The sequence below is a fragment of the Lactobacillus sp. UCMA15818 genome (genome assembly GCF_030400225.1).
GTDB lineage: Bacteria > Bacillota > Bacilli > Lactobacillales > Lactobacillaceae > Liquorilactobacillus.
The window spans coordinates 69,988-94,714 of sequence record NZ_VJYB01000002.1 but is presented as its reverse complement, the minus strand read 5'-3'; the positions used below and the strand labels follow the sequence as shown (position 1 = coordinate 94,714).

Annotated in this window: 22 protein-coding genes; 1 reads left to right on the top strand and 21 read right to left on the bottom strand. The window is 36.0% G+C overall.

Annotated features, from left to right (window positions below; genetic code table 11):
• Positions 1-296: 296 nt before the first annotated feature.
• The 17 genes from trxB to FFX44_RS03360 form a co-directional block, all read right to left on the bottom strand.
• Positions 297-1,226 (bottom strand): thioredoxin-disulfide reductase, encoded by a 930-nt coding sequence (trxB, locus tag FFX44_RS03440; RefSeq protein WP_289977905.1) that lies wholly within the window; start codon positions 1,224-1,226, stop codon positions 297-299.
• Positions 1,227-1,290: 64 nt separating this feature from the next.
• Positions 1,291-2,313 (bottom strand): NAD(P)H-dependent glycerol-3-phosphate dehydrogenase, encoded by a 1,023-nt coding sequence (locus FFX44_RS03435; protein WP_289977904.1) that lies wholly within the window; start codon positions 2,311-2,313, stop codon positions 1,291-1,293.
• 11 nt (positions 2,314-2,324) lie between these two features.
• Positions 2,325-3,158, bottom strand: coding sequence for a prolipoprotein diacylglyceryl transferase (lgt, locus tag FFX44_RS03430; RefSeq protein WP_289977902.1), 834 nt, complete (start codon positions 3,156-3,158; stop codon positions 2,325-2,327).
• Between the two features lie 17 nt (positions 3,159-3,175).
• A complete protein-coding gene (hprK, locus tag FFX44_RS03425; protein WP_289977900.1) occupies positions 3,176-4,114 on the bottom strand; it encodes an HPr(Ser) kinase/phosphatase in 939 nt (312 codons plus the stop codon).
• A gap of 48 nt (positions 4,115-4,162) precedes the next feature.
• On the bottom strand, positions 4,163-4,507 hold the full coding sequence (locus tag FFX44_RS03420; RefSeq protein WP_289977898.1) for a phage holin family protein: 345 nt from the start codon (positions 4,505-4,507) through the stop codon (positions 4,163-4,165).
• Between the two features lie 24 nt (positions 4,508-4,531).
• Positions 4,532-4,837, bottom strand: a complete 306-nt coding sequence (locus FFX44_RS03415; protein WP_289977897.1) for a PspC domain-containing protein — start codon at positions 4,835-4,837, stop codon at positions 4,532-4,534.
• 113 nt (positions 4,838-4,950) lie between these two features.
• Positions 4,951-5,622 (bottom strand): phosphate signaling complex protein PhoU, encoded by a 672-nt coding sequence (gene phoU, locus FFX44_RS03410; RefSeq protein WP_289977895.1) that lies wholly within the window; start codon positions 5,620-5,622, stop codon positions 4,951-4,953.
• A gap of 192 nt (positions 5,623-5,814) precedes the next feature.
• On the bottom strand, positions 5,815-7,218 hold the full coding sequence (pnpS, locus tag FFX44_RS03405) for a two-component system histidine kinase PnpS (protein WP_289978636.1): 1,404 nt from the start codon (positions 7,216-7,218) through the stop codon (positions 5,815-5,817).
• Positions 7,196-7,936 (bottom strand): response regulator transcription factor, encoded by a 741-nt coding sequence (locus FFX44_RS03400; protein WP_289977893.1) that lies wholly within the window; start codon positions 7,934-7,936, stop codon positions 7,196-7,198. The genes pnpS and FFX44_RS03400 overlap by 23 nt, the downstream gene beginning before the upstream one ends.
• Before the next feature lie 18 nt (positions 7,937-7,954).
• Positions 7,955-9,103: a PDZ domain-containing protein gene (locus FFX44_RS03395; protein ID WP_289977891.1), complete on the bottom strand. Its 1,149-nt coding sequence runs from the start codon at positions 9,101-9,103 to the stop codon at positions 7,955-7,957.
• Positions 9,104-9,524: 421 nt separating this feature from the next.
• Complete coding sequence (ftsX, locus tag FFX44_RS03390; protein ID WP_289977888.1) at positions 9,525-10,412, bottom strand: permease-like cell division protein FtsX; 888 nt, start codon at positions 10,410-10,412, stop codon at positions 9,525-9,527.
• Positions 10,402-11,091: a cell division ATP-binding protein FtsE gene (ftsE, locus tag FFX44_RS03385; protein WP_289977887.1), complete on the bottom strand. Its 690-nt coding sequence runs from the start codon at positions 11,089-11,091 to the stop codon at positions 10,402-10,404. The genes ftsX and ftsE overlap by 11 nt, the downstream gene beginning before the upstream one ends.
• 103 nt (positions 11,092-11,194) lie before the next feature.
• Positions 11,195-12,308 (bottom strand): peptide chain release factor 2 gene (prfB, locus tag FFX44_RS03380; RefSeq protein WP_289977885.1). Its coding sequence is split into 2 segments (ribosomal slippage): positions 11,195-12,235 and positions 12,237-12,308, totalling 1,113 coding nucleotides; the frame shifts between segments, so codons are not numbered across the junction.
• 94 nt (positions 12,309-12,402) lie between these two features.
• Positions 12,403-14,766 (bottom strand): preprotein translocase subunit SecA, encoded by a 2,364-nt coding sequence (gene secA / locus FFX44_RS03375; RefSeq protein WP_289977883.1) that lies wholly within the window; start codon positions 14,764-14,766, stop codon positions 12,403-12,405.
• A gap of 173 nt (positions 14,767-14,939) precedes the next feature.
• Positions 14,940-15,482, bottom strand: a complete 543-nt coding sequence (raiA, locus tag FFX44_RS03370; RefSeq protein WP_289977881.1) for a ribosome-associated translation inhibitor RaiA — start codon at positions 15,480-15,482, stop codon at positions 14,940-14,942.
• A 116-nt stretch (positions 15,483-15,598) separates the two neighbouring features.
• Positions 15,599-16,291, bottom strand: a complete 693-nt coding sequence (locus tag FFX44_RS03365) for a phosphoribosyltransferase family protein (RefSeq protein ID WP_289977878.1) — start codon at positions 16,289-16,291, stop codon at positions 15,599-15,601.
• The gene (locus tag FFX44_RS03360) at positions 16,288-17,616 is read right to left on the bottom strand and encodes a DEAD/DEAH box helicase (protein WP_289977874.1); all 1,329 of its coding nucleotides are present in this window, start codon (positions 17,614-17,616) and stop codon (positions 16,288-16,290) included. The genes FFX44_RS03365 and FFX44_RS03360 overlap by 4 nt, the downstream gene beginning before the upstream one ends.
• Here FFX44_RS03360 and FFX44_RS03355 point away from each other — a divergent pair.
• Positions 17,611-18,297, top strand: a complete 687-nt coding sequence (locus FFX44_RS03355) for a YigZ family protein (protein WP_289977873.1) — start codon at positions 17,611-17,613, stop codon at positions 18,295-18,297. The two genes, FFX44_RS03360 and FFX44_RS03355, sit on opposite strands and share 6 nt — an antisense overlap.
• A 247-nt stretch (positions 18,298-18,544) precedes the next feature.
• On the opposite strand, the gene FFX44_RS03350 is transcribed toward FFX44_RS03355, so the two are convergent.
• The 4 genes from FFX44_RS03350 to FFX44_RS03335 form a co-directional block, all read right to left on the bottom strand.
• Complete coding sequence (locus FFX44_RS03350; protein ID WP_289977871.1) at positions 18,545-19,648, bottom strand: MraY family glycosyltransferase; 1,104 nt, start codon at positions 19,646-19,648, stop codon at positions 18,545-18,547.
• Between the two features lie 124 nt (positions 19,649-19,772).
• Positions 19,773-21,602, bottom strand: coding sequence for an APC family permease (locus FFX44_RS03345; protein WP_289977869.1), 1,830 nt, complete (start codon positions 21,600-21,602; stop codon positions 19,773-19,775).
• A gap of 195 nt (positions 21,603-21,797) precedes the next feature.
• Positions 21,798-22,652: a GGDEF domain-containing protein gene (locus FFX44_RS03340; RefSeq protein WP_289977867.1), complete on the bottom strand. Its 855-nt coding sequence runs from the start codon at positions 22,650-22,652 to the stop codon at positions 21,798-21,800.
• Entirely contained in the window at positions 22,642-24,726 is a 2,085-nt protein-coding gene (locus FFX44_RS03335; RefSeq protein ID WP_289977866.1) for a cellulose biosynthesis cyclic di-GMP-binding regulatory protein BcsB, read from the bottom strand. The genes FFX44_RS03340 and FFX44_RS03335 overlap by 11 nt, the downstream gene beginning before the upstream one ends.
• Position 24,727 lies beyond the last annotated feature (1 nt).

Genomic DNA, 24,727 nt, shown 5'->3' with positions numbered 1-24,727 from the left:
ATATTCAATTATTTTTCATGTTTCTTAACAAACATCAATTATTATCATTCTAAGTTCAGCTTAAACAATAAAAAAGAGGCTGAATCAAAAGTTAACTTTTGATTCAGTTCCTCTATTTATTCCGAATAAACGTGTTTCATAAGTCAAAACTCTCCGTCCAACTTCGAATTACTCATAGCAAAGTACTCGCGATGTTCGTAATTTCGAGTTAGTACCCAAATTTTCCCGACTTATGACACACTCTCTAATCTTAGATTGTTTTTATAATCATTACTCTAGCAATAGTTACTCGAATTCTAATCCTTTAATGTCTCTAGATAGCTATATGCACCTTGACCGGCAACTCCGCCATCGCCGACAGCTGTCGTTATCTGCCGTAATTCTTTCTTTCTCACATCACCAATCGCAAATACTCCTGGAATTTTTGTTTCCATCTTCTCATTAGTTACAATCCAACCTTGCTCATCTGTTATACCAAGGTCTGTAAAGGACTCTGTCATTGGAACTAAACCAACGTAGATAAAAACACCCTCAACAGACACGACTGATTCAGTACCAGTCTTTTTGTCAAGCGTCTTAACTCCTGTAACTTTCTTGCCATCACCTTCAATACTTGTTAGCACGGTATCCCAAGTAAACTTTATCTTAGAATTTCCAAATGCCCGCTCCTGCAAGATTTTCTGTGCACGTAGCTTATCGCGCCGATGAACCACATTAACTTCTTTAACCATTTGTGAAAGATATGAGCTCTCCTCAATTGCAGAATCACCCCCACCTACTACCACAACATCACGATTGCGGAAGAAAGCACCATCACAGACTGCACAATAAGAAACACCACGTCCACCATATTCTTGTTCTCCTGGAACACCCAGTTTTTTATATTGTGAACCTGTTGCTATTATTAATGCATAAGTTTCAAATATATCACTATCTGTTTTAATTGTTTTTAGTCCATCTTCAGCAACAGATACTTTTTCAACATTACCATAAGCATATTCGGCATTAAACTGCGTTGAACTTTCATACATTTCTTTTGCCAAATCAGGCCCTAAAATCGACTTGAATCCTGGATAGTTCTCAACCTCTGCTGTATTATTCATTTGCCCGCCGTATATTCCGCGATCAAGCATTAATACTGACAAGTTAGCCCGGGAAGCATATAGCGCTGCCGTCATCCCTCCAGGTCCTGCACCGATTACAACCACATCATATTTTTTCGTCAAAGTCATTACCTTCTCTCATTTAAAATCATACCTACAGTATAACTTACTTTTAATAAGTATTCCATTAAAATGTTTCTTCTTCAGATTTCCCTTCGCGCATCATCAAATCTGCTATCGCAGTCTTTATCGCCTCTCCTTGGTAAACCACGTGGTAGATGGCTTCAGTAATTGGCATTTCAATTTTACGATCTTTTGCTAGCTCATACGCTGCCTTAACGGTCGTCAATCCCTCAATAACCATTCCCATATTATTGACAACATCTTCAACCTTGGCACCTTTACCCAATTGATTGCCAGCACGCCAGTTTCTTGAATGAACACTTGTACAAGTAACAATTAGGTCTCCCACACCGGATAATCCAATAAATGTTAATGGATCTGCACCAAGTGCAATTCCTAGGCGCGCAATCTCGGCTAACCCCCTAGTCATCAAAGCTGCCTTTGCATCATCACCATAACCTAGACCGTTTAGAGCTCCTGCACCAAGTGCAATAATATTCTTAAATGCTGCACCGAGTTCAACTCCAATAATGTCACTATTTGTATACACGCGGAAGTAGTTATTCATAAATATGTGCTGAACGCTTTTGGCAGCTTGCAGATTAGATGACGCTGCAGTAATCAAAGTTAAGTCATGCCGTGCGACCTCTTCAGCATGACTAGGACCAGAAAGTGCAACAATTCCCACAACATGTTCCTGCACTATTTCTTCCGCAATAATTTCAGAAATACGCTTATGTGTATCTAATTCTAATCCCTTGCTAGCATGGACAATAATTGGATGAAGATCCATTTTTTCGATTAATAAACCAACTTTATGGGAGACTTCTCTCATAGCTTTAGTTGGAACCGCGAGCAATATCAACTCTGCTTCTTTTAAAACCTCTTCCAGATTGGCAGACGCCACCAACTTCTCAGATAGCTTAACATCCGAAAGATAAGCTTTATTAGTATGCTTCAGATTAAGTTCATTAACTTGTTCTTGTCTTCTTGACCAGATTTTTACTTTTTTTCCATTCATAACCAAAATATTTGCAAGAACACTGCCCCAAGAGCCTGCTCCAACAACCGCAACTTTTTTACACAAAAAAACCACTCCTATTTATGATAAGTTTCATCAGTACCATCCAGATACCATGAATCTAACGGTCTCCAATAACGGCGCATTACTAACCAAACCACAGCACCAAAAAATAATATGACTGATAGCCACTGTGAAACTCTCAACGGTCCAAGCATAAGACTATCTGTACGCATTCCTTCAATAAAGAATCTTCCAAATGAATACCAGATCACATAGGCAAAAAAGACCTCTCCGCGCTTAAACAAATGTTCTCGGTGTCGCAATAACATCAGAAGAACAAAACCTGTTAAATCCCAGACCGATTCATATAAAAACGTTGGCTGATAATATGTTCCAGCGATATTCATTTGTTTAATTATAAAATCCGGTAAATGTAATCCCTGCAAAAAAGATAAAGTAGTTACTCTTCCATGTGCTTCTTGGTTCATGAAGTTGCCCCAGCGCCCTATTCCTTGCGCCATAATCACAGTAGGTGCAGCTACATCAAGCATCAACCATGATGAAAATCCCCTTTTTTTACACAGTGTCACCAAAACTATTACAGCTCCAATCAAGCCGCCATATATTGCTATTCCACCATCCCAGATACGATAAATCTGGCTTAAATTCTGCGAGTAATATCCCCACTCGAAAATAACATAATAAACCCGTGCACAAATTATTGCTACTGGCAGTCCCCAGAGAATTAAATCATAAATATTATCTTCAGCGATTCCTCTTTTTTTTCCTTCGCTCACAGAAAGATATGTAGCAATCACCACTGCACTAGAAATAATAATTCCGTACCATCTGACCTCAATTGGACCTAAGGAAAAAGCAACTGGATTTAACACACCCAAAATTGGCATAAATAAAAAACACATCCTTACTTATCTGAATTCTCTTGAATAAGACTATTCAAATTTTGCTCAAACCGTTTTGTTGCATCATATCCCATCGTTCTGGCACGATAATTCATCGCTGCGGCTTCAATGATAATTGCCAAGTTACGCCCGATTTTTACTGGTATTGAGATCTTAGCAATATCTACATCAAAGACTCTTAGCTTCTGTTCGCCAGTTCCTAAGCGATCAAATTGCTTATCAGGATCCCAATTTTCTAAGTGGACAATCAATGAAATATCGGTCTCAGAGCGAACAGCCCCAGCTCCGAAAAGATTCATGACATCAATAATCCCAATTCCACGAATTTCAAGCAAATGCCTAAGAATTTTCGGCGCTTCACCAATAATTGTCTGTTCATCCTTTTGATAAACATCTACCCGATCATCTGCGATCAATCGATGTCCTCTCTTAATCAAATCCAACGCAGTTTCCGACTTACCAACACCAGAATCACCTGTTATTAGGACACCCAAGCCATAAATATCGACTAGAACACCGTGTAGTGACTTTCTTTCTGCCAATTGTGTCTCTAAAAAATCTGTAACCTTGGAAGACAAGCGAGTTGTGGGTAGCTTTGAACGTAAGACCGGTATATTATGCGCCTTGGCTGCTTCATCTAATTCTTCCGGTACAGGCAAATAACGAGAAATTATAAAGCAAGGTGTAACATCTTCTACACACAATTGCTCCATAATTTCTCTGCGTTTTTGTTTATCCATCTTTCTAGCAAATGAAACTTCTGTCATTCCAAAAAGTTGAATACGTTCTGCTGGATAATAATCAAAATACCCTGTCAATTCAAGACCTGGCCTTGATATATCACTTGTAGTTACCATTTTTGTGCTTAGATACTTGCCACCTGAAAATACCTTCATCCCTGTTGCTCTAACTAAGTTCTCAACACTCACCATATCACTCACTTAAAAAGCCCTCCCAAAAATTTAATTCTTCTAATCAAAAAGCTTTCTCTAACGCTTGAAATAATTCGTTACTACAATATTTACCAAACTAAGAATTAAAGCTAACAAAAAAGCAGCACCGAAGTTCGCAAATGCAAACGAACTACCAACTAAATAAGAAGTCAATTCAAGCATGAAACCATTGATAACAAAGTAAAATAGCCCCAGAGTCATAAAAGTAATCGGTAATGAAAAAAGCAGTAATATTGGCTTCACAAACATATTAAGCAGTCCTAGGATAATTGCTGCAAGAAGCGATATCCAAATACTGGACACATGAAATGCCTGCGGGAAAAAACCAGCCGCTGAAACAAATATTACCGCATTAACCAAGGCCCCACGCCAAAAAGACATCTATAATTCCTCCATAATTTTAATTTAATGGATATCCTTTTCATGAACATCCTTAAGAACCTTCCGTGAACTTTTTCTTTTTTCCTGTGGATTGTCTTGACTCCCTTTTCTAAACAGCACAGAAAATAAACTGCTTTCCTCAGATGGAATTAAGACAGTACACATTAAATAAATACCCACAATCAAAAACGTAATATGCGGTATAACTGCTAAAACGATAAAAATCACTCTCAAAATCCAGGGATTAATACCAAAATACTTAGCTATCCCGCCACATACACCAAAAATAACTCGATTATCTGATCGTCTCATTTTTTTACTAGCCTTCACAGCTGCTTCTCCTCCTAACAAATAAATAGGTCTTCTATCAGAATTTTACAGTGTCATAAGATGTTTAGCAAATTATGTAAAAAGGAGCCTTCAAATTTAATAAAAAATAAATTTTAATATTGTCTAGTATTTGGGTTCAACTCAACAATTTCTCCTCTCTTGAGAAAAATTATCCACTCACAAACATTGGTTACATAATCGCCAATGCGCTCTAAATAAGTAGCAACCAAAGTATAATATGACCCACTAATAACCAAGTCAGAGTCCTCTTGCATTATCGTAACACATCTCTTCCTGATTTTCCTAAGCTCCTCATCTAAAAATAAATCATCCTTTGCAATTCTAAGAGCTCTTTCTTCACTCTTTTTCATATAAGCATCGAGTACACTCTGAAACATTTGGCAGACATATTCACCCATCTTAGCAGTCTCAACCTCTATTTCAGCAATTCTTTGCCTTCCTTTTATATTCACGGTAGCATGACTGATACTCACAGCATGATCCCCAATTCTCTCAATATCAGAGCTCGCCTTTAAAATAGTAATAACATCTCTTAAGTCCTCAGTTACTGGTTGATACAATGCAATTAACTCAAGGGTCATCTTCTCTAAATCATTTTCACAATTATTTATCACAAGGTCCTTTTCAATCACAGACTCTGCAAGTTCCTTATCATGATTCACGAAAGCCTTAGTTGCGCGAAGTACCGCCTCATTGACCATCATACCTAATTCCGCAAATCTAACGTGTAACCTTTTCAACTCATCGTTAAATGTTTTACGCACACTAACGCCTCCTTTTCTTATAATTTTTATCAGAGAAAATATTCCAATTATTTATTAGGTTAGATTCTATACTTTTATTAAAACATACGCAATCCTTAGTAATAATTCACTCTACAAAAAAAGGCCGCAACAAAAAACAATTCTTTGTAACAGTCTCTGGATTAATAACTCATCTAGCTTGCAAGGATTTCTTTACGCTTTTTGTACATCTAATTCTATCGGAAATTTTATTATGAACTTAGACCCAACACCAACCTGACTTTCTAACATAATCTCGCCATTCATTGCCGCAACATACTCCTTAACGACAGATAGTCCCAGTCCTGTTCCTCCGCTATCTCGTGAACGCGAGGCATCAATTCTATAGAAACGTTCAAAAATCCGCTCTTGCTTGTCTTGCGAAATTCCATAACCATTATCTCGAATACCGATGCTCCAACTTTTCTCATCAATTGAACCATCAATCCAAATTTTTCCTTGAAAACTATTATACTTGATTGCATTTTGAATTAGATTATCAATGACATGTCTCAATTTATTCTGATCCATACTAACCACATATTTCTCGGATATTTCCAAAAAGACCATAATTTTCTTTTTTTCCAGCTGGGGCTTAAATGTCTTTAAAAGTTCAGCCACATAGACCCTTAAATTAATTTCCTTCAAATTCAATTCTGTGTTTGCATCAATTCTTGCTAAGGATAAAATATCTTCAACTAATTCTGTTAGTTTCAGACTTTCCTTATGAATAATTGCCAAAAACTCCTTTAGAGCCTGCTTGTCTTCCATTGCACCTTGTAGTAAAGTTTCACTGAATCCGGTTATCGCTGTAATCGGAGTCTTCAACTCATGGCTGACATTTCCTACAAAATCCAACTGCATTCTCTCAATTTCTTTTAACTCTGTAATATCATACAACAGCACCATCACTAAAAGACGGTGCTTGCTGACCGGAACATAAACAACATGCGCATCAACAACCTTATCTGTTAAATCAAGTCGAATTTCACTATGCTGATCTTCCTGTGAAGAAAACGCAGCCTCAATCAGACGACTCAAATCGTATGTTCTAATTTCATTAATGTAGATTTGCCCTTGTAAATTCATTTCACGTCCCATCAAATCACTCATGGCGTGGTTACTCATATAGATCTTCCTGTCCTGATCAAGAATCATTACACCAATCGTAAGATATTCAATCAGCGAAAAGTAACCTCGTTGCTGAACCGTAAAGTTCTTGGTGAAATCATGTTGTCTATTCTCAAGCCTGTTGATTGTCCGCGAAATTTCATATAGTGGATCACTGGGCTCAAGCAAAATATGACCTGGTTTTTTTCCTTCAGTAATATCGTTTAACTTCTGCGAAAGTAACTCCAACTCTTGCTTGCCTTGTTTATATCTAATATACCTAAAACTTACCTCAACTCCAGCCAATAAGGCTGCAAAAATAATAATCAATAGGCCTTCACTGGCACCTAAAATTTCCTTTAAGCTTGTACCCTTCTCGGTCGTAAGAATCGAAAGTAGCATATATATAACCGCAATTATTATAATAAAATCAATAATAAATGCCCTAATTATCTTGATTGCTTTCACCTTCAAATCGATATCCAAATCCTCTGACAGTTTCTATATAACTTGGTTTTTTGGGGTTCTGCTCAATCTTCTCCCGCAAATGGCTGACATGCATGTCTACCATTCTAGTTTGCCCAACATAATCAAATCCCCAAACACCATTTAAAAGCTTATCACGACTTAATACCCGGTGTTTTCTTTTTATAAAATATGCAAGTAATTCAAATTCTTTAGGTGTTAGTTTAACTTTCTCTCCATTCTTCGTAACAGAATAATTTACTAAATCGACCGAGAAGTCTGGAAAATGATAAACTTCTTCTGGTTCCACTTCGCTTTCTATCCTATCTTTGGTAGCAAGATTGTTATCAGGAACTTCCTCAGTTCTTCGAGCAATGGCCTTTATTCGTGCTATCACCTCTCGTGGTGAAAATGGCTTGGTCAAGTAGTCATCGGCACCAAGTTCAAGTCCAATAACCTTATCATACTCTTCACCTTTTGCCGTCAAAATCATAATAGGTGTTTTTACTTTTTCCTGTCTTAATCTCTTAGTAATTTCCAACCCATCCATCTTTGGCAGCATTAAATCCAATAAAATAAAATCGAATTTGAAATTACGCCCCTTATCAAACCCAGTCTGTCCATCAAGTGCAGTGTCAACCTCATAACCAGCCTGTTCCAGATTATACTTCAATAATGTTACTATAGACATTTCATCATCAACTACAAGTATTTTTTTCACTACATTCCCTCCAAAGAATTAATGAAACAATATTACCCCGATTTCGTGTGGTGAATTCGCAAAAATTGCACTCTCGGTTAATTTCAATTGACCTTCATATGTTCTAACTTTTAATTTGCAATACGCTGAATTCTTTTGCAACGCCTCATAAAACTCTGACTCTGTTGTGACAGAAATTCCATTACACGTAATGATTACATCCCCGATTTCCAGATTCATCTTTGCAGCAGGGGTTTCAGGTTGAATTGCAACGACTCGAATTCCATCGTGAGTTTCAGCATACCATTTGCCCCTTCTCTTCATCCTTGCATACCTTTGCGCAAAGCGCAAGGTAACTACCAAAAGTAATATGACAAATACAAAGATTCCAGTAACCGGGACCAGGAACCCTAATACCGTTCCAACTACAGCGATAACAAGTTCCTCTCGCGTGTTAACTTTCGCCCCTTGTAACTCTGACTCAACCTTGTTACGCCAAAGTCTTAGTGTCCAAGAAATCCATAACGGTAAAACAAACAATGTAAATGATTGCCCACCAACGTTAAAGACAGGCCAAAATGAAATAACACTGTGTATAAGGTCCCCAGGCACAAGAACAATCAATGGCAGAACTGTTTGGTCTTTCAAAGAATACCTAATTAATCTTCTGCCACGCTTTCCGTTATATACTTTTGGCTGAAAAAAGCCCTGCTTGTAGCTTCTTAACATTATTAATTTCGTCAAATAAAAAATTGATAAAATTGCAAAAACAACACCTGGTTTAATCCCATCCAAAAATTTCAAACTTGCCGGGATAGTTAATTTGTCACTAAGCAGTTGTAAACTAGATATTCCTATTGTACTTCCAGTAAAAAGTAATAACAAAACAGTATTCAAATCTATGTATAATGACAAAACAATACCAATAACTGCAACTCCCATATAAATAAAAATCCACTGTTTTGTAAGTTCCAGTCCTAATAAGATAGTAATGCTCGAACTTAATAATCCTAATTTGAACGCATTTTTTATATAATAGCGTCCCTCAAAAAAATCATTATTTATTGCTGTTCTAAAATATTTCCGTTCATTTTTTATTCTTCTCAAATAACCAAAAAAAATTACCATTAGGCCAAACAAAACAACTGGATTTAGAATAAGCAGCATCCAAAAAAATATAAGCTCCATCTTAATCATCCTCCCAAGCTACTTAATATCCATAGTTTATAGTATAACAATATATTATGATTAGTACAAAAAGTAACAAATTACGCAGCTAGCAAATCTCTAAAATCAAGGACTTGATTAAGCCCAAGAAAAGAGGATGTACTATGGTGAAGTGCATTACAAAATTTGAACACTAACACGATTACGAACATGGCATATACTTTAATTAGCTCAGAATTTTAATTTGTATAACATGTTTACTCAAAATAAAAAAAGTTAGGTCAAAATTTAGCTTTTGACCTAGCCCTTTCAATGATTACGTATAAATTAGTTCTACAATCCATCTTACTCTTATATCATGCTGTCACAATTGTACAACTTCAATAAAAAATATATCCGACAGTTCTAAAGCTTTTATCACCTATTAAATTCACTGCTACTGCTAAATTCTAAGAAAACGTCTCATTGAAATTCCAGAACCAATTGCGCCAATTACAATCCCAATCAAAATGAGCAGCGTGTCAATCTGAAACAAAAAGACACTTGGGGTCAATAGTCTATATCCTGTACTGGCAAGCGAATTTGAAATAATTCCATAGAGCCATACATACCCGAAATCGACAACAAGAATCGGAATAATCGCACCAAATAATCCCGTCCAAGCTCCTTCAAGAATAAAAGGCCACCTAATAAAGCCATTGGTTGCACCAACCAGACGCATAATTGCAATTTCGTTTTTCCGTGATAGAATTGTAATTCTAATTGTATTAGAAATTAAGAAGACGGCAACAAAAAGCAATAACAAGCTTATGGCAATTCCCCATCTTTGAATGTTGTCAACAATATTGAACAGTTTTTTTGCAGAAGCTCCACCATATTTTGCATCGTAAACATGCTTCATCTTCTTTGCTTCTTTAGCAATTTTAACCGTTTGCTCCGGTTTCTTTGCACTCACAACAAAAACATCATTTAACGGATTATCATCACCGCCGAAAAGCTTGAATTCTTTCCCATAACTACCAATTACATTTTTGAGTTCTTGCTCTTTACTAGAAAATTTAATTTTGCTGACTGAATGAAGCTTCACTAGGTCCTGTTTTAGTTTTGCTTCTTGTTTATTAGTCGTCCCACGATTAATAAGAACTCTGACCTGCACATCATTTTCAACATCAGAAGCAACTTTGTTAACATTCATTAGAATTGAAAATAAAATGCCAACCAAAAGAAGGGTCACCGTAACTGCACTAAGCGCAGCAACAGACATCCAACCATTACGTTTTAAGCTCTTCAAGCTTTCAATCACATGTCTTTTAAACGTACTAATCTTCATCTTGGAAAAATCCTCCTTCAGTCTGATCACGAACAATTTTTCCGTCTTCTATTTCTAAAACACGGTGCTTATATTGATCGACAATTTGACTATTATGTGTAGCCATTACAACCGTCGTTCCTTCACCATTAATTCGTTCAAGAATTTCCATTATCCCAGCAGCGGTATCTGGATCTAAATTACCAGTTGGTTCATCAGCAATTACGACTTCAGGTTTGTTAGCAATGGCACGCGCAATTGATATTCTTTGCTGTTCCCCACCTGAAAGTTCATCGGGAAACGCATTTACTCTATCCTTTAATCCCACCAAGTCTAAAACATAATTTACCCTTGTTGCAATTGTTTCTGGATCCTTTTCAATCACTTGCAGTGCATAAGCAATATTTTCAAAAATAGTAAGCTTTGGTAAGAGCTTAAAATCTTGAAAAACAATCCCTAATTCGCGTCTTAAAAATGGAATTTCACTACTTTTAATCTTTTGTAATTCATAATCATTCACTATGATTTCACCAGAAGTAGGATGCTCTTCCCGATACATCATCTTAATAAATGTCGACTTTCCAGCTCCACTGGGACCAATCACGTACACAAATTCACCCTGTCGAATCTTAACACTAAAATCGTTTGCTGCTAAGACTTCATTGGAGTACTTTTTAAACACATGTTTAAATTCAATCAAAAGGATTTTCCTCCTTGTATTTTGATATACCCCAAATATTATATCATTAATACAAAAAGCAATATTGCAGCAACGTTACAATTTAATTTCAATTAGTTTATTATTACGGGTTTCTTAATTGTAACTCGTACTGCAAGAATGCATTTATAAACCCATCTAAATCTCCGTCCATAACACTTTGTGCATTTCCCGTCTCGAAATTTGTCCTGTGATCTTTTACCAATGAATAGGGATGGAATACATAAGATCTAATTTGTGACCCCCAACCGATTTCAAGCTGTTGTCCTTGAATAGCAGCCTTTTTCTTTTCCTGTTCTTCCAGTTTTAGCTGATATAATTTAGACTTTAACATGCTTTCGGCAGTTGCACGGTTTTGAAATTGTGAACGTTGTGCTTGACTAGATACTACGATTCCCGTCGGAATATGGATTAGGCGAACTGCTGAAGATGTCTTATTGATATGCTGTCCACCTGCACCACTGGCACGAAAAACTTCCATCTTAACATCGTCTGACCTCAACTCAACTTCGATATCATCTCCCAATTCAGGCATCACATTGATTGATGCAAATGAAGTATGACGCCTTCCAGCAGCATCAAAGGGTGAGATTCGCACTAATCTATGAACCCCTTTTTCACTGCGCAAATATCCATAAGCATTGGTTCCCTTAATCATTAATGAAACACTTTTGATCCCTGCCTCATCTCCAGCCTGATAATCTAAAACTTCCACTGAGAAATTGTGCTGTTGTGCCCAACGATCATACATTCGCAGCAACATTGAACCCCAATCTTGTGATTCAGTCCCACCAGCACCTGGATGTATCTCTAAGATAGCATTGCTCTTATCGTACTTACCGCTTAACAAGAGTGTTAGCTGATAACTATTCATCTTCTTCTGTGCACTTTCAATTTTTTCATCCAATTCAGCAATGATCTCTTTATCCGGTTCAAGCTGAACTAATTCCAGAAGAATTTTAAGTTCAGCAAGTTCATCAGCCAATTCTTTAAAATTATCATGTTTGATCTTCAATTCATTAGTCTCTTCGATTAATTTTTGAGCTTCATTCTGATTATTCCAAAAATCTGGATTAGCCATTTGCGCTTCATTCTCAGAAATTCTGATATCCAATGCATCTAAGTCAAAGAGACCCCCTAAAGTCTGCGACTTGTTCATTCATTTTTTCGATAATTCGCTTGTAATCACTTATTTCCATTTGTATACCTCTTTTTCTCTATTAATAACTAAAGAGTCTCAACATATGCCAGTAAAACTGAACATGTCAAGACTCACAAGTACTATCTAAATTATTACCGTTTGATATCCTGTCTAATTTCAGCTTTCAAGAATAAGCGGGTAACATCATACTCAATATCCCCAATCATCTGTTCAAACATTCTAAATCCATCCGTCTGATATTCAACTAATGGATTCAATTGTCCATAGCCACGTAGTCCAATAGATTGGCGCAATTGATCCATTTCATCAATATGATCCGTCCATCTTGAATCAACTACTCGTAAAACAACAACTTTCTCAAATTCCAACATTTGCGAAGCATCATATAATTGTTTTTCTTTCGTTGCATAGTTAGCATCTGTACAATCCATCAAGTAATTAACAATTTCTTCAGGCTTTTTGCCTTGCACATCCTTAATTGTAATACTATCTTCATTAACCATCGCACCAATTGCAAAATCAAGAATTGCCTGTAAATTCCAATCTTTCTGTTCCCCTTGTGTATGCATCTGCACAAAATGTTCAACAGTACGCTTAATCATTGCTAGAATAATTGGTTTAAGTGATTTTTCTTCCATAATGACCTGTTGTCTTTGCGCATAAATAACTTCACGCTGTTCCCGCATTACATCATCATATTGCAACACTTGTTTACGCGTATCGTAGTTATTCCCTTCTACACGCTTTTGCGCTGATTCAACTTGACGTGAAATCATCTTACTCTGAATAACAGCATTCTCATCCGTAACTTTAAATCGTTCAAGAATTGCCTTTACTCTTTCAGAACCAAAACGCAACATCAAGTCATCCTCTAATGAGAGATAAAATTGTGTTAACCCCGGATCACCCTGACGGCCTGAACGACCACGCAACTGATTATCAATTCGGCGAGATTCATGACGCTCAGTCCCAATAACAGCTAATCCACCAACTTCACGAACACCAGGCCCTAATTTAATATCAGTCCCACGACCAGCCATATTAGTAGCAATTGTCACTGCACCACGCTGACCCGCATTCATAATGATTTCGGCTTCCTTAGCATGGTTTTTAGCATTCAAGACTGCATGCACAATTCCTGCTTTATCCAAAAGTTCTGACAACAACTCAGAAGTCTCAACTGCAACAGTCCCAACAAGAATTGGCTGTCCTTTTTCATTGCGTTCCTTGATATCATCAATTACCGCCGTAAATTTACTCTCTAGAGTCGGATACAGCAAATCTGGGCGATCCTCACGCAGAACCGGTTTATTAGTAGGAATGGAAATAACTTCCATATTGTAGATTTCACGAAATTCCTCTTGTTCGGTCTTAGCAGTACCTGTCATACCAGCAATTTTCCTATACATTCTGAAGAAGTTCTGATAAGTAATATTAGCCATTGTCTTCGTTTCTTGTTGAATCTCAACATGTTCCTTGGCTTCAATTGCTTGATGGAGTCCATCTGAATAACGACGTCCCTCCATAATACGCCCTGTAAACTGATCAACAATTAAAACCTCACCATCAGAAACAACATAATCTTTGTCGCGTAACATTATAAAGTTTGCACGCAAAGCATTATCCAAATGGTGTGTTAATGCAGTATTATCGGGATCATACAAGTTCTCAAGCCCGAAATACTTCTCAGCTTTCTTGATACCTTCTTCATTCAAAGAAGCAGTTTTTGATTCAAGATCAATCTTAAAATCAGCTTCTTCGGTTAAAGTCTTAGCAAAACGATCTGTTCTAGTATATAAAGTTGTAGACTTTTCAGCCTGTCCCGAAATAATCAAAGGGGTCCTGGCTTCATCAATCAAAATTGAATCAACTTCATCGACTATTACAAAATTAAGTGGCCTTTGGACCATATCCTCGCGATAAACAACCATGTTATCACGAAGATAATCAAATCCTAGCTCACTATTTGTTGAGTATGTGATGTCACATTTATATGCATTTCTCTTCTCATCTGGCGATAGATTCGAGACATTCAGTCCAACTGAGAGACCCAGCCAAGAGTACAACTCACCCATCTCTCTTGCATCGCGTGCCGAAAGATACTCATTAACAGTCACGACATGCACCCCTTGCCCAGCAAGTGCATTTAAATAAACCGGCATAGTAGCCGTCAAAGTCTTACCTTCACCAGTCTTCATTTCGGCAATATCACCCTCATGCAAGACTACCCCACCAAAAATTTGAACCCTAAATGGATATAGTCCAAGGACTCTTTTTGCGCCCTCTCGGACAACAGCAAAGGACTCTGGTAGTAAATCATCTAAAGATGTCCCTGCTGCAAATTTTGCCTTTAATTCTGGTGTCTTTGCTTGTAACTCTTCATCACTTAAGGCTGCCATGTCATCAGCGTATGCTTCAACTTTATCAGCAATTTTTCCCAAGCGTTTTAATTCTCTATTGTCACTTTCGACCCATTTTCTTAGGACATTTGCCATGTCATATTTCCTTTCCAAAAAAATCAATATAAAAATTTATCCTGTTATTTAAAAAAACAGTATACCACAATGTATCTTATCATCAATTGCCTTAATTTGAAACAATTATAACAGATTTTAAATTTCAAAAAAAGACGAGCCTATCTCCGAAGAGAACCGCCCGTCTTTTGTGATTAATTTTCTGTAGATTCAATCAAACCATATCTACCGTCTTTTCTGCGGTAAACAATATTAACACCATCTGTCTCTGAATCTTCATAGATAAAGAAGTCATGCCCCAACATATTCATCTGAAGAACAGCCTCTTCACTATCCATTGGTTTCAATGAGAAATGTTTGGAACGAACAATGTCAAAACCATTCTCATTTTCTTCCTTATCATCTTTTACTTGAACACTTGTGAATCCTTTTTCACGTGACTTGCGATTAATTTTAGTTTTATGCTTGCGAATTTGACGTTCTAGCTTATCTGTCACTAAGTCAACACTAGCGTACATGTCTGCCGACGTCTCCTCGGCCCTCAGTACAAGGTACGGTAATGGAATAGTAACCTCAACCTTGGCGGTCTTATCGGAATAGACCTTTAAATTGACATGAGCCGTCGAGTTAGAAGTATCTTCAAAATATTTTTCTAATTTAGTTAACTTCTTTTGAACATAACTCCTGATTGCCTCTGTGACTTCGATATTTTCTCCACGAATATTGTACTTAAGCATAACAAACCTCTCCTTTCACAACTCAACACCATCACTCACTAAAATAAATCAGCAAGCAAATATATGCTATCTTTATTATAAAAGAAAACGTTACAATTAACAAATATTATCCTTAGCTATCTTGCAAGTGTGATTGATTTTATTTCTCTTGCACCTGCATTCTTCATTATTATTGCGGCATGATACAATGTACGACCCGTTGTATAAATATCATCAAGTAATACTATATTTGTCGCTTCAACTTTTACACCACTATGAGTATTCAATATAAATGGCTGACTCATTGTTAAACGCTCTCGCCTATTCAATTTTGATTGCTGTATTTTCTCACCACTTTTTACTACGAGCAAATCTGTCAACTTCAATCCTGAAAACAAAGCTTCAACTTGATTAAACATCCTTATCTGGAAACTCTGAAAAGAAAGTGGAATCGGTACGTACAACCATCCTTTACTATATTTTTTTTGAATAACTGCTTTTAATTCTTCATTGAAGATATTAAAATAATAATAGTCTCCCATAAACTTAAATCTTTCAAAGTATGTCTTCATTGCTTCGTTATACTCATACAATGCGGTATTCCCTAATAAGTCATCATATATTTTTTCCCATTTCTTGCAGTCAACACAAAGCTCTTTCTTATTCATTCTTCTTCCACAACCAGGGCAGTTAGGATGATTAATTAATATCATGAAATTATTGTGGCAATTCTTGCAAAGAAAGCTTTTCCGTGGCTGCTGTAAAGAAAGTACCCATGCAAAATCAAAATATTCATTGATTCTGCCTTGACACATTAAGCAATAATTCATTTTTTATTTTTTCCTTTCAAGTTAAGTGCAACAATTTGCTTCCTTGCATTAACTACATTCCTTTTTTTTCGACTACACAAAAAAACTACATCTCCGCCAGGACACTGAGTACTTCTACCAACCCTACCAGCAATTTGGACAAGAGATGCACTATTGAAAAGCTCGTCATCCGCACCTAAAACTAAAACATTCAGACCGGCAAAAGTTACGCCGCGCTCAAGAATAGTTGTGGTTACCAAATATTGAAAATCTCCATCTCTCATCTTCTGAACTTTTTCAATTCGTTCCTTATCAGCAGAAAAAACGGTTTCTCCCACACATCTTCCTTTAATAAACTTTTCAATTACAATGTTTACATCTTTTAAAAAATCAATTCGTGATACAAAAATTAGAAAAGGGGCTCCACTATCAATCCAAGTATTTATGGTTTTCCTGATATTATTGCAAATTTTTCCTTTCTGTAATTCCTTTAACCACTTCGACCTGATAATTAGCTTTGGAACAGGCAACTCGTATCCATGATATCTGGAAGGAAGATATTCAACTGCTAATTTTTTCTTCCGTACTTGACTCCTTAAAAAATGAGTGGGTGTCGCTGTTAACATAATTAGTGAACTAACAGGTTTTCTAGCTGAACTAACTGCATTCAGCAGCATTGTATCACCCTTAAATGGAAAAGCGTCAACTTCATCAATGATAAGCATATCAAATGCATTTTTAAAACGTAACAATTGGTGTGTCGTACAGATTACTAATTGTGTATATTCGTATTTTTCTGTCTGATAGCCATGTAAAAGAGCCATTGTAGTGCATGCGAATGCCGCTTTTAATCTCGGGTATAGTTCATTACAAACATCAACTCGTGGTGAAGCAATACAAACTCTTTTGTGTTGCTTAAAGGCAGCGGCCAGACCCGCAAATAATATCTCAGTTTTCCCCGCACCTGTGACTGCCCATAATAAAAGATCCTTGTTATTTTGCTGAATCTGAACTACTTTCTTTGAACATCTTAGTTGGTTTTGAGATAATTCTCCCTCCCACGTCAATGGATTAGAAATATCAAAAAAATGATTAGGTTCTTCTATCGTGTATAATATATGTTGTGTTGTAAGTCGTCCAAGCATTATACATGCGGGACAATAATATTGTTGATTGGGTAAAAATGCACGTTGCTTTATGGTTCTTTGCTTACATCTATTACAAATTATCGTATTTTTCTGTACTTTAAGAGCATCTTTTTTGACAAAGCAAGTTTCATCTTCAATCATGATTTGGTCTGTCTTTTTTAACGTCACCCATCTTCCAAAGAAATCTTCTTTTTGCATTACCACACCACCCTGTCAAAGAATAAATACGCAAAGGAGTTGAATGGCATCGAAAGTTATTTAACTATTGGAAAAGAAAATTCTGCTGAACTAATAATTAAAAAGTCAACTTTTATCTGTAATGTCGCACACACAAATACTGAACAAGATGCGCAACAGTTTATTGAAAAAATTAAAAAGCTTAACCCAAAGGCAAAGCATAACTGTTTCGCTTATTTGATTGGCGATAAAAATGATATTCAACGTCAAAGTGATAATGGCGAACCTTCAGGAACAGCTGGTATCCCAATTTTGGATGTACTTCTAAAAACAAATGTTCGCAATGCAACTGCTGTCGTAACAAGATATTTTGGTGGAATAAAGCTTGGAACTGGTGGATTAATCAGAGCATACGGACGAGCAACGACGTTGGCTTTGAAGAATGTAATTGTTTTGATAAAGCAACAAAATATTACGGTGATAACAATTAGTTATTCTCAACTCGGTCGACTTCAAAATTTTGCCGCAGAAAATCAGCTAGTTGTCGACTCAATTTCTTATCAAGAAAACATTCGACTCTTACTTGCAACAAACCTTGCCGAAACATCTGTAATATTAGCAAAAATAAAAGACTTGCTGAATGGGCAAGTCAAATTCAAACCAAATGGAACAAAGTATATTGAAATACCGCAAAATAAATAAAATCGGAATCTACGACAACACATTGAGCCAAAAGCTGTCTTTTAACCCAACCCCTCATTGCACATTTTTCTTGCCAAAAGAGGCTGTATCAAAGTTAAATTTTGACACAGCCCTTTCTATTTATTACAAATAAAAGTGTTTCATAAGTCAAAATTCTCCGTCTAACTTCAAATTACTCATAGTAAAGTTCTTGCTATGTTCGTAGTTTCTAGTTGATACTCAAATTTCCACGACTTTGTACTATCCGTTATTTCTTATTCTTAGATGAAAATTTATGATCCTTTATCTTCAAAACCTTCCCTATCCACTTCAATACAGGTCTTCTCTCAGGCCCAACTAGCCCAATTGATTCCACAAATAATTCAAGCCCTATCAAGGTTGCAACAGTCAATAAGATTGAACCTCCTAAATTGGAAATCGGATACAGCAATGAAATCATTGAAAATATGAGAGCTATCCCATATATCACAAGAACCGTTTGTGTATGAGACAATCCCATTTCCATTAATCTGTGATGCAAATGATGTTTATCAGCCTGTGCAATTGGTTTTTTATTTAAAAAGCGCCGTAATATTGCAAAAACAGTATCTGTAATTGGAACCCCAAGTATGATCACTGGAATAATTATTGAAATAAAAGTTGCATTTTTGAGTCCATAAAGAGAGAAAGTTGATATCATGAAACCAATAAAAAGAGCCCCTGTATCCCCAAGATAAATTTTAGCCGGATGAAAATTATATGGTAAGAAACCTAACAGAGCTGCTACCAGCATAAAAATCCAAACTGAAACATATGTACTTGTAACCGTCAAGAAGAAGAAGCCTGTAATTCCAGTCGTAAATAAAGCAATCACCGATACCCCAGTGGCAAGCCCATCAAGTCCATCAATCAGGTTAACTGCATTAGTAATGGCTAAAATCCATATTAAAGTAATTGGAAGACTTAAAATCCCCAAATTGAGTGTACCCAAAAAAGGAAGTGTCAAAGTCGTCATTCTTATATTTGCAAAAAAATAAATTATTAACCCCGCAATTGTTATCCCTAATATTTTTTGTTTAGGTTTAAGTTCAAAAATATCATCAATTACACCAGTCAGAATTATTACACATTCAGCTGCAAAGAGCGGCCAAAACTGGCTACTTGGATATTCTTTTCTTAAGATAAAAATATTTGTTATATTAAAGGCCAAAAAAATTGCAAGGCCTCCCATTGTCGGCATCGGTGATTTGTTGACACGCCTAGCATTCGGATTATCAACCGCGCCTATTTTGAACGCCAACCGTCTAACAAGCGGCGTCAAAAAAAACGAAAATGCCAGTGTTGCCAAAAAAGACGTAACAACTGTATACATACGCCGTCCTCTTTCTTTTTTCTTTAATCAAATTAAAGAAGAGCTTAATTATCTACTAGATTATATAACCAATCTTGGTTATTATAACATAAACCCTGATAGCTTTTATAGAGCCCTATAAAACCTATTTTTTTAAATGATAGCTGTACGTTGATACAATAATGTTCTCACGTGAATTTAAAACGGCACGTAATCTTAAACTAGTCTGGTTGTGTAAAATGTTTTGCCATGGTTTACGCGGTACAAATTGTGGCACTAAGACTGTCATTGAGTAATTCTTTTCCGCCGAGTTCTTAGCAATAACATCGCAAAAACGTAAAACAGGGGTTGCTACTGAACGGTATGAAGAATGTAAATCAACAAAGCGTACATCTGGGAATGATTCCTTAAATTCCTTTGCAGTCTCATGTTCCTTTTTGGGGTTCTCATCAAATGAAACATGCATTGCGATTACATAATCACCGATTGATCTTGCATAATTGATAGCTCCAGTCGTCACATGAGTTACTGAACTTACAAGGACAATTACAGTTGAACCATTGTAATCATGAAGTGAGGCTTCTTCACTCAAGCGTAACTGGGAAGCAACCATGATATAATGATTATGAATTTTTTGAAATGCAAATAATAAAACCGGCATAATTATCAAATATGGCCACACATTTTGAAAATGTAGCAAGAACAAAAACACAACTAAAAGAAATGAAATAATTGTTCCTAACAGATTAACAAGGGAATTTAAAATCCAATTGGTTCCTCTTTCTCTGAACCAATGAATGATCATCCCCGACTGAGAAAGTGTAAACGGTACAAAAACACCGACTGCATACAAAGGAATTAATAAGTTGGTTTGCCCATGAAAAATTAAGATTAAAACAATCGCTCCAACCGCAAGTGAAATAATTCCATTTGAATATGCCAAACGGTCTCCTTTGTCCATATACATATGTGGCATAAATTTATCTTTTGCTAAATTATAAGCTAGTATTGGAAATGCTGAGAAACCGGTATTAGCGGCAACTGCCAGTATCATAGCTGTCGAGAATTGTAGGAGATAATAAAAGATTCCCTTACCGAAAACCGCCATTCCTATTTGAGATAAGACCGTTTCTTTGTTATTAGGAAGAACACCCAGATAATAACTCAAGAAAGTAACTCCTGTAAAAAACGCACCTAGAATTACGGCCATCAGAGCTAAGGTATTAGCGGCATTTCTTCTTTTAGGTTTTTTAAAATTAGGGACTGCATTACTAATAGCTTCCACACCCGTCAAGGAAGATGATCCCGCTGAAAATGCCTTAAGAAACAAGATTAAAGACATTCCAGGAACTGCTCCCCCTATTGGTGCAGGCGCATTATATTGAACCTTATTCGTAATAATATTGAATAATCCCCATCCAAGCATCGAAACCAAAATAGTAATGAATAGATAAACTGGAAATGTTAAAAAAGAAGCTGATTCACGCATGCCGCGCAAATTCAAAGTCATAATAAATAAGACAATGATAATTGCAATAGCAATACTATATGTCCTCAAAAATGGAATTGCTGAAGTGATTGCCTCCGTCCCGGAAGTTACAGAAACGGCTACAGTCAACATGTAATCAACTAGCAATGAACCACCTGCAACTAAGCCGACTGGTGTTCCCCAGTTCTTTGTTGCAACAATATATGCACCTCCGCCAGATGGATATGCATGAATAATTTGCCGATAGGACAATGTTATTGCAAACAATAGAATCAAAACAATCCCAGCTGCTGGTAACGCGTACCACGTAGCCGCAGCAGATAAGGCCACCAAAACTGCTGTAATTTGCTCAGTCCCATATGCTACTGATGATAATGCGTCAGAAGACAGCAGAGCCAAGGCTTTGAACTTTGTTAGTTGTTGGTTACCCTCATCTGCAGTTTTTAAAGGTTTTCCAATCAATAATCGTTTTAAATAGCGCCACATTTAATTTCCCCTCTTTGATAAATAAGATAATCAAATTCTATGAAATAGTATTATTTTACTATCTGCTAATTCCCTATTAAAACAATTTATCACACTTTACATTCAGTTGCACCCTCAAAATTAAGTATCAATTTGCGTAAAACAATAATGCCTCTCCAAAAATCATCAAAAATTATATGGTAAAAAAGGTAATCGCTAAACATCATATTCCTGCTCTTGTACAGCCGTAGCTATGAACCCCTTAACCGAGGTAATACTATCATCATATTCTGCCACTCCAACCCTTAATTGGATATCATATTTATTGAGTTCAGGATATTTTACAAGTTGCTCCTCGACATTTTTTTTAATTCGTGCAACAGCGATATTAATTCCATCCTTTTTCGAGAATAATAATATTGCCCACCGTGGTTTGCCGCCTTGACCTGAAATATTATAGATAATATCATTTTCTCGTAAACTAGAAACTATAATCTTTGAAATTTCCTTGATTAACTTTATCCGATTTTCTGGTGACATCATGTTTAAAAGCTGATCATCGTACCGAAATGTAATAACTCCTGTCGAAAGCGGAATTGAAAATCTCTTGTGCGTTCCGATAAAAATTTCTGCATCCTGTTGATAAGCATTCATTGTGCGTAAATTTGTTAAATCATCAAACACAGTATCTTCGCTCAATCTCAGTTTCATTTGCTGGTTTTCCATCTGTACTTTTCTTTGATGATCTGTCATACCATAAATTACCAGCGATAATATCAACGGCATAACCAGCCAAAACATCATCAAAAAACTAACATACTCTCCCTGCAATAAATTCTCATACAACATATAACTGCCTTGTATAAAGATGAAGATCAAGTTGCCAAGTAAACCTGGAAGTAATCCAACAAAATAGCTGATTACAAGCAACAATAAACTAATTCCCAGATAGAAGATATTTATCATTAAAAAATTATGTGAAATTCCCATATATACTGCTACAATTGAAAAAGCCATCAATGTCAACAAAAAATACACATCGGAAATTAAAGTATTATTATTATTCTTCATATTTCTGCCGGACCTTTCCACTTGATTTTTTATTTTTCAACAATAACAAAATTATTGTTACGCCTAAAATAATCGCAATAAACAGTGCCATCAAAATATAAATATATAACTTACCGTTTGTTTGAATATTTTGCTTGATTGCTATCTTTTTGTTGAGAACAGCATTCTTTTTGAAGCGATAATTATAAAGATTATTATTTTGATCAACAATAATTGCATCCCCGCTATGCTGTACAATATTTTTTTGGAAATTTATCTGGGTTGTTGCCATGTAAACATCCTGAGAATGAGCTGCAGTTACGACCAGTAACCCTAGATTTTTATTATAAGGTGACCGCAGTAATTGATCGGTTCCAATGTTTTCACCATATTTCTTTTCAATACTTAATTTTTCATTCGATACAAAACCCTTAAAGCTTTTACTAAACTTAAAATACAAAGAATGATTCAATTCTTTAATAAAACTATTGCTCTTCGGCGTTCCAAAAACAATTAAGTTCTTGTTTTGCAGTACTTTTGTTGAAGGCTTCTTTGTATAGAACTTGATAGATCCTGTATTACTTTCAGCATAGACTCCAATCAAGTTAAAAATATTGGTAATTGTCTGTAAATCATAATTACTGAGTTTTTTTGGCCGAACGACCGCAATTTGATTATAAGTTCGATTCCTAATAAATAAACTAGGATAATTTGAAAATAGCAGATCGTTTTTATCCTGTGATTTGATATATGCTTTCGAATCAGACTCGATATAAGCCCACGGTGTGTCGGCATTATCTGTATTGGCTGTACTTCTTGGTGCCAAATCTAGCGCGACACGAACAACCAAACTATTTCCTAACTTCAGATTAGCAGGCAAAGTTAGTGTAAAAGTATCATTATCCGCTTTTGAAAGACTTAATCTATGACTCCCAACAATTTTTTTATTAATATACACTGTTGCTAACGAATTTTTAAAATTCAAGTTCTTGGCATATCTAAGGTGTAATCTAATTTTACTACCTGCAGAATTAGTTCGGCTGCTTGGTAAACTTATAAAGAATTCAGCTTCTTGATGACCTGCACCAGTCACTTTTTGCCCCTTGCTGGTTAAGCTTGCCGACCCATTATAATTAAGGGTTGATGAATATGTTTGTGTCCCATCACTAATCTTTTCGGTTGATGATTGTGTTTCTTCCATCAATTCTGAATTTGCAACGAACTTTGCAGCTTTTTGCAGTAATTTAAGCTTTTGAGAAGTAACAATCAAAATGTGTTTATCATTATTATAAATTAATTTTAGAAACCCATTATTTCGCACATCATCTACTTTAATTTGGCTTTGATATTTTTTGGGCAAATTTTTATACAATGCAACAATAATTTTATAATTTGCATTTTTTGCCTTAGCATTTCCAAACGAAGTCAATGGTAACTGATCTGTATCAGTATTCAATGTTCTTGTTTGCCCTGCAAGAGCATATGTTGCAGCTGTTAATTCACCATTGCTTGCATTTTTGGGAATAGCAATCACCGATTGTCCCCATGAGATGGTATCGGCACCAGAAAAATGATTGTAAAACGAATTTATTTTAAAGTCTGGTTGTTTTAGATTATATTGAAAATTAACGTTTGAGCCTTTGTACAGTGTTAACCAATTAGCTGGAGTTTGCGCTAAAGCGGTATTATCTTTAGTCTGATTAATAATTTGACCATAGATTTTTAAATTATCAGATCCATTAATCAACCTAACAGGTATCTTTATTTGTTTAGTTTGCATCCCACTCTTAATAGCAGGACGAAAAGAATAAAATTTAACCCCATTTATTGAAATAGTAATATCTGAACTTTGATTAGCTGCTAACTGTGATACTTTATAATTTAAATTCAAAGTTGCCGTCTTCAAATCCCAATAATCAATTTTGGTAAAATACATATTTGCCGTTACTGACTTACCTGATAAGGTAGTTGTATTATTTTGAAACGGCTGAGTGTAGCTTTTTATATCGTCAGCTCTCGCACTCATTAGTGTCATTACTAATGAGATTGCTAGGCTCCCCATTATTATCCATAAAAATCTAATTGTTTTTTTCATC

Bases quoted from the DNA above. Each gene is read 5' to 3' on its own strand.
- lgt (WP_289977902.1), bottom strand. From the start codon at position 3,158: ATGCCAATTTTGGGTGTGTTAAATCCAGTTGCTTTTTCCTTAGGTCCA.
- FFX44_RS03420 (WP_289977898.1), bottom strand. From the start codon at position 4,507: ATGTCTTTTTGGCGTGGGGCCTTGGTTAATGCGGTAATATTTGTTTCA.
- FFX44_RS03395 (WP_289977891.1), bottom strand. From the start codon at position 9,103: ATGGAGCTTATATTTTTTTGGATGCTGCTTATTCTAAATCCAGTTGTT.
- ftsX (WP_289977888.1), bottom strand. From the start codon at position 10,412: ATGAAGATTAGTACGTTTAAAAGACATGTGATTGAAAGCTTGAAGAGC.
- secA (WP_289977883.1), bottom strand. From the start codon at position 14,766: ATGGCAAATGTCCTAAGAAAATGGGTCGAAAGTGACAATAGAGAATTA.
- raiA (WP_289977881.1), bottom strand. From the start codon at position 15,482: ATGCTTAAGTACAATATTCGTGGAGAAAATATCGAAGTCACAGAGGCA.
- FFX44_RS03365 (WP_289977878.1), bottom strand. From the start codon at position 16,291: ATGAATTATTGCTTAATGTGTCAAGGCAGAATCAATGAATATTTTGAT.
- FFX44_RS03360 (WP_289977874.1), bottom strand. From the start codon at position 17,616: ATGCAAAAAGAAGATTTCTTTGGAAGATGGGTGACGTTAAAAAAGACA.
- FFX44_RS03350 (WP_289977871.1), bottom strand. From the start codon at position 19,648: ATGTATACAGTTGTTACGTCTTTTTTGGCAACACTGGCATTTTCGTTT.
- FFX44_RS03345 (WP_289977869.1), bottom strand. From the start codon at position 21,602: ATGTGGCGCTATTTAAAACGATTATTGATTGGAAAACCTTTAAAAACT.
- FFX44_RS03340 (WP_289977867.1), bottom strand. From the start codon at position 22,652: ATGAAGAATAATAATAATACTTTAATTTCCGATGTGTATTTTTTGTTG.
- FFX44_RS03335 (WP_289977866.1), bottom strand. From the start codon at position 24,726: ATGAAAAAAACAATTAGATTTTTATGGATAATAATGGGGAGCCTAGCA.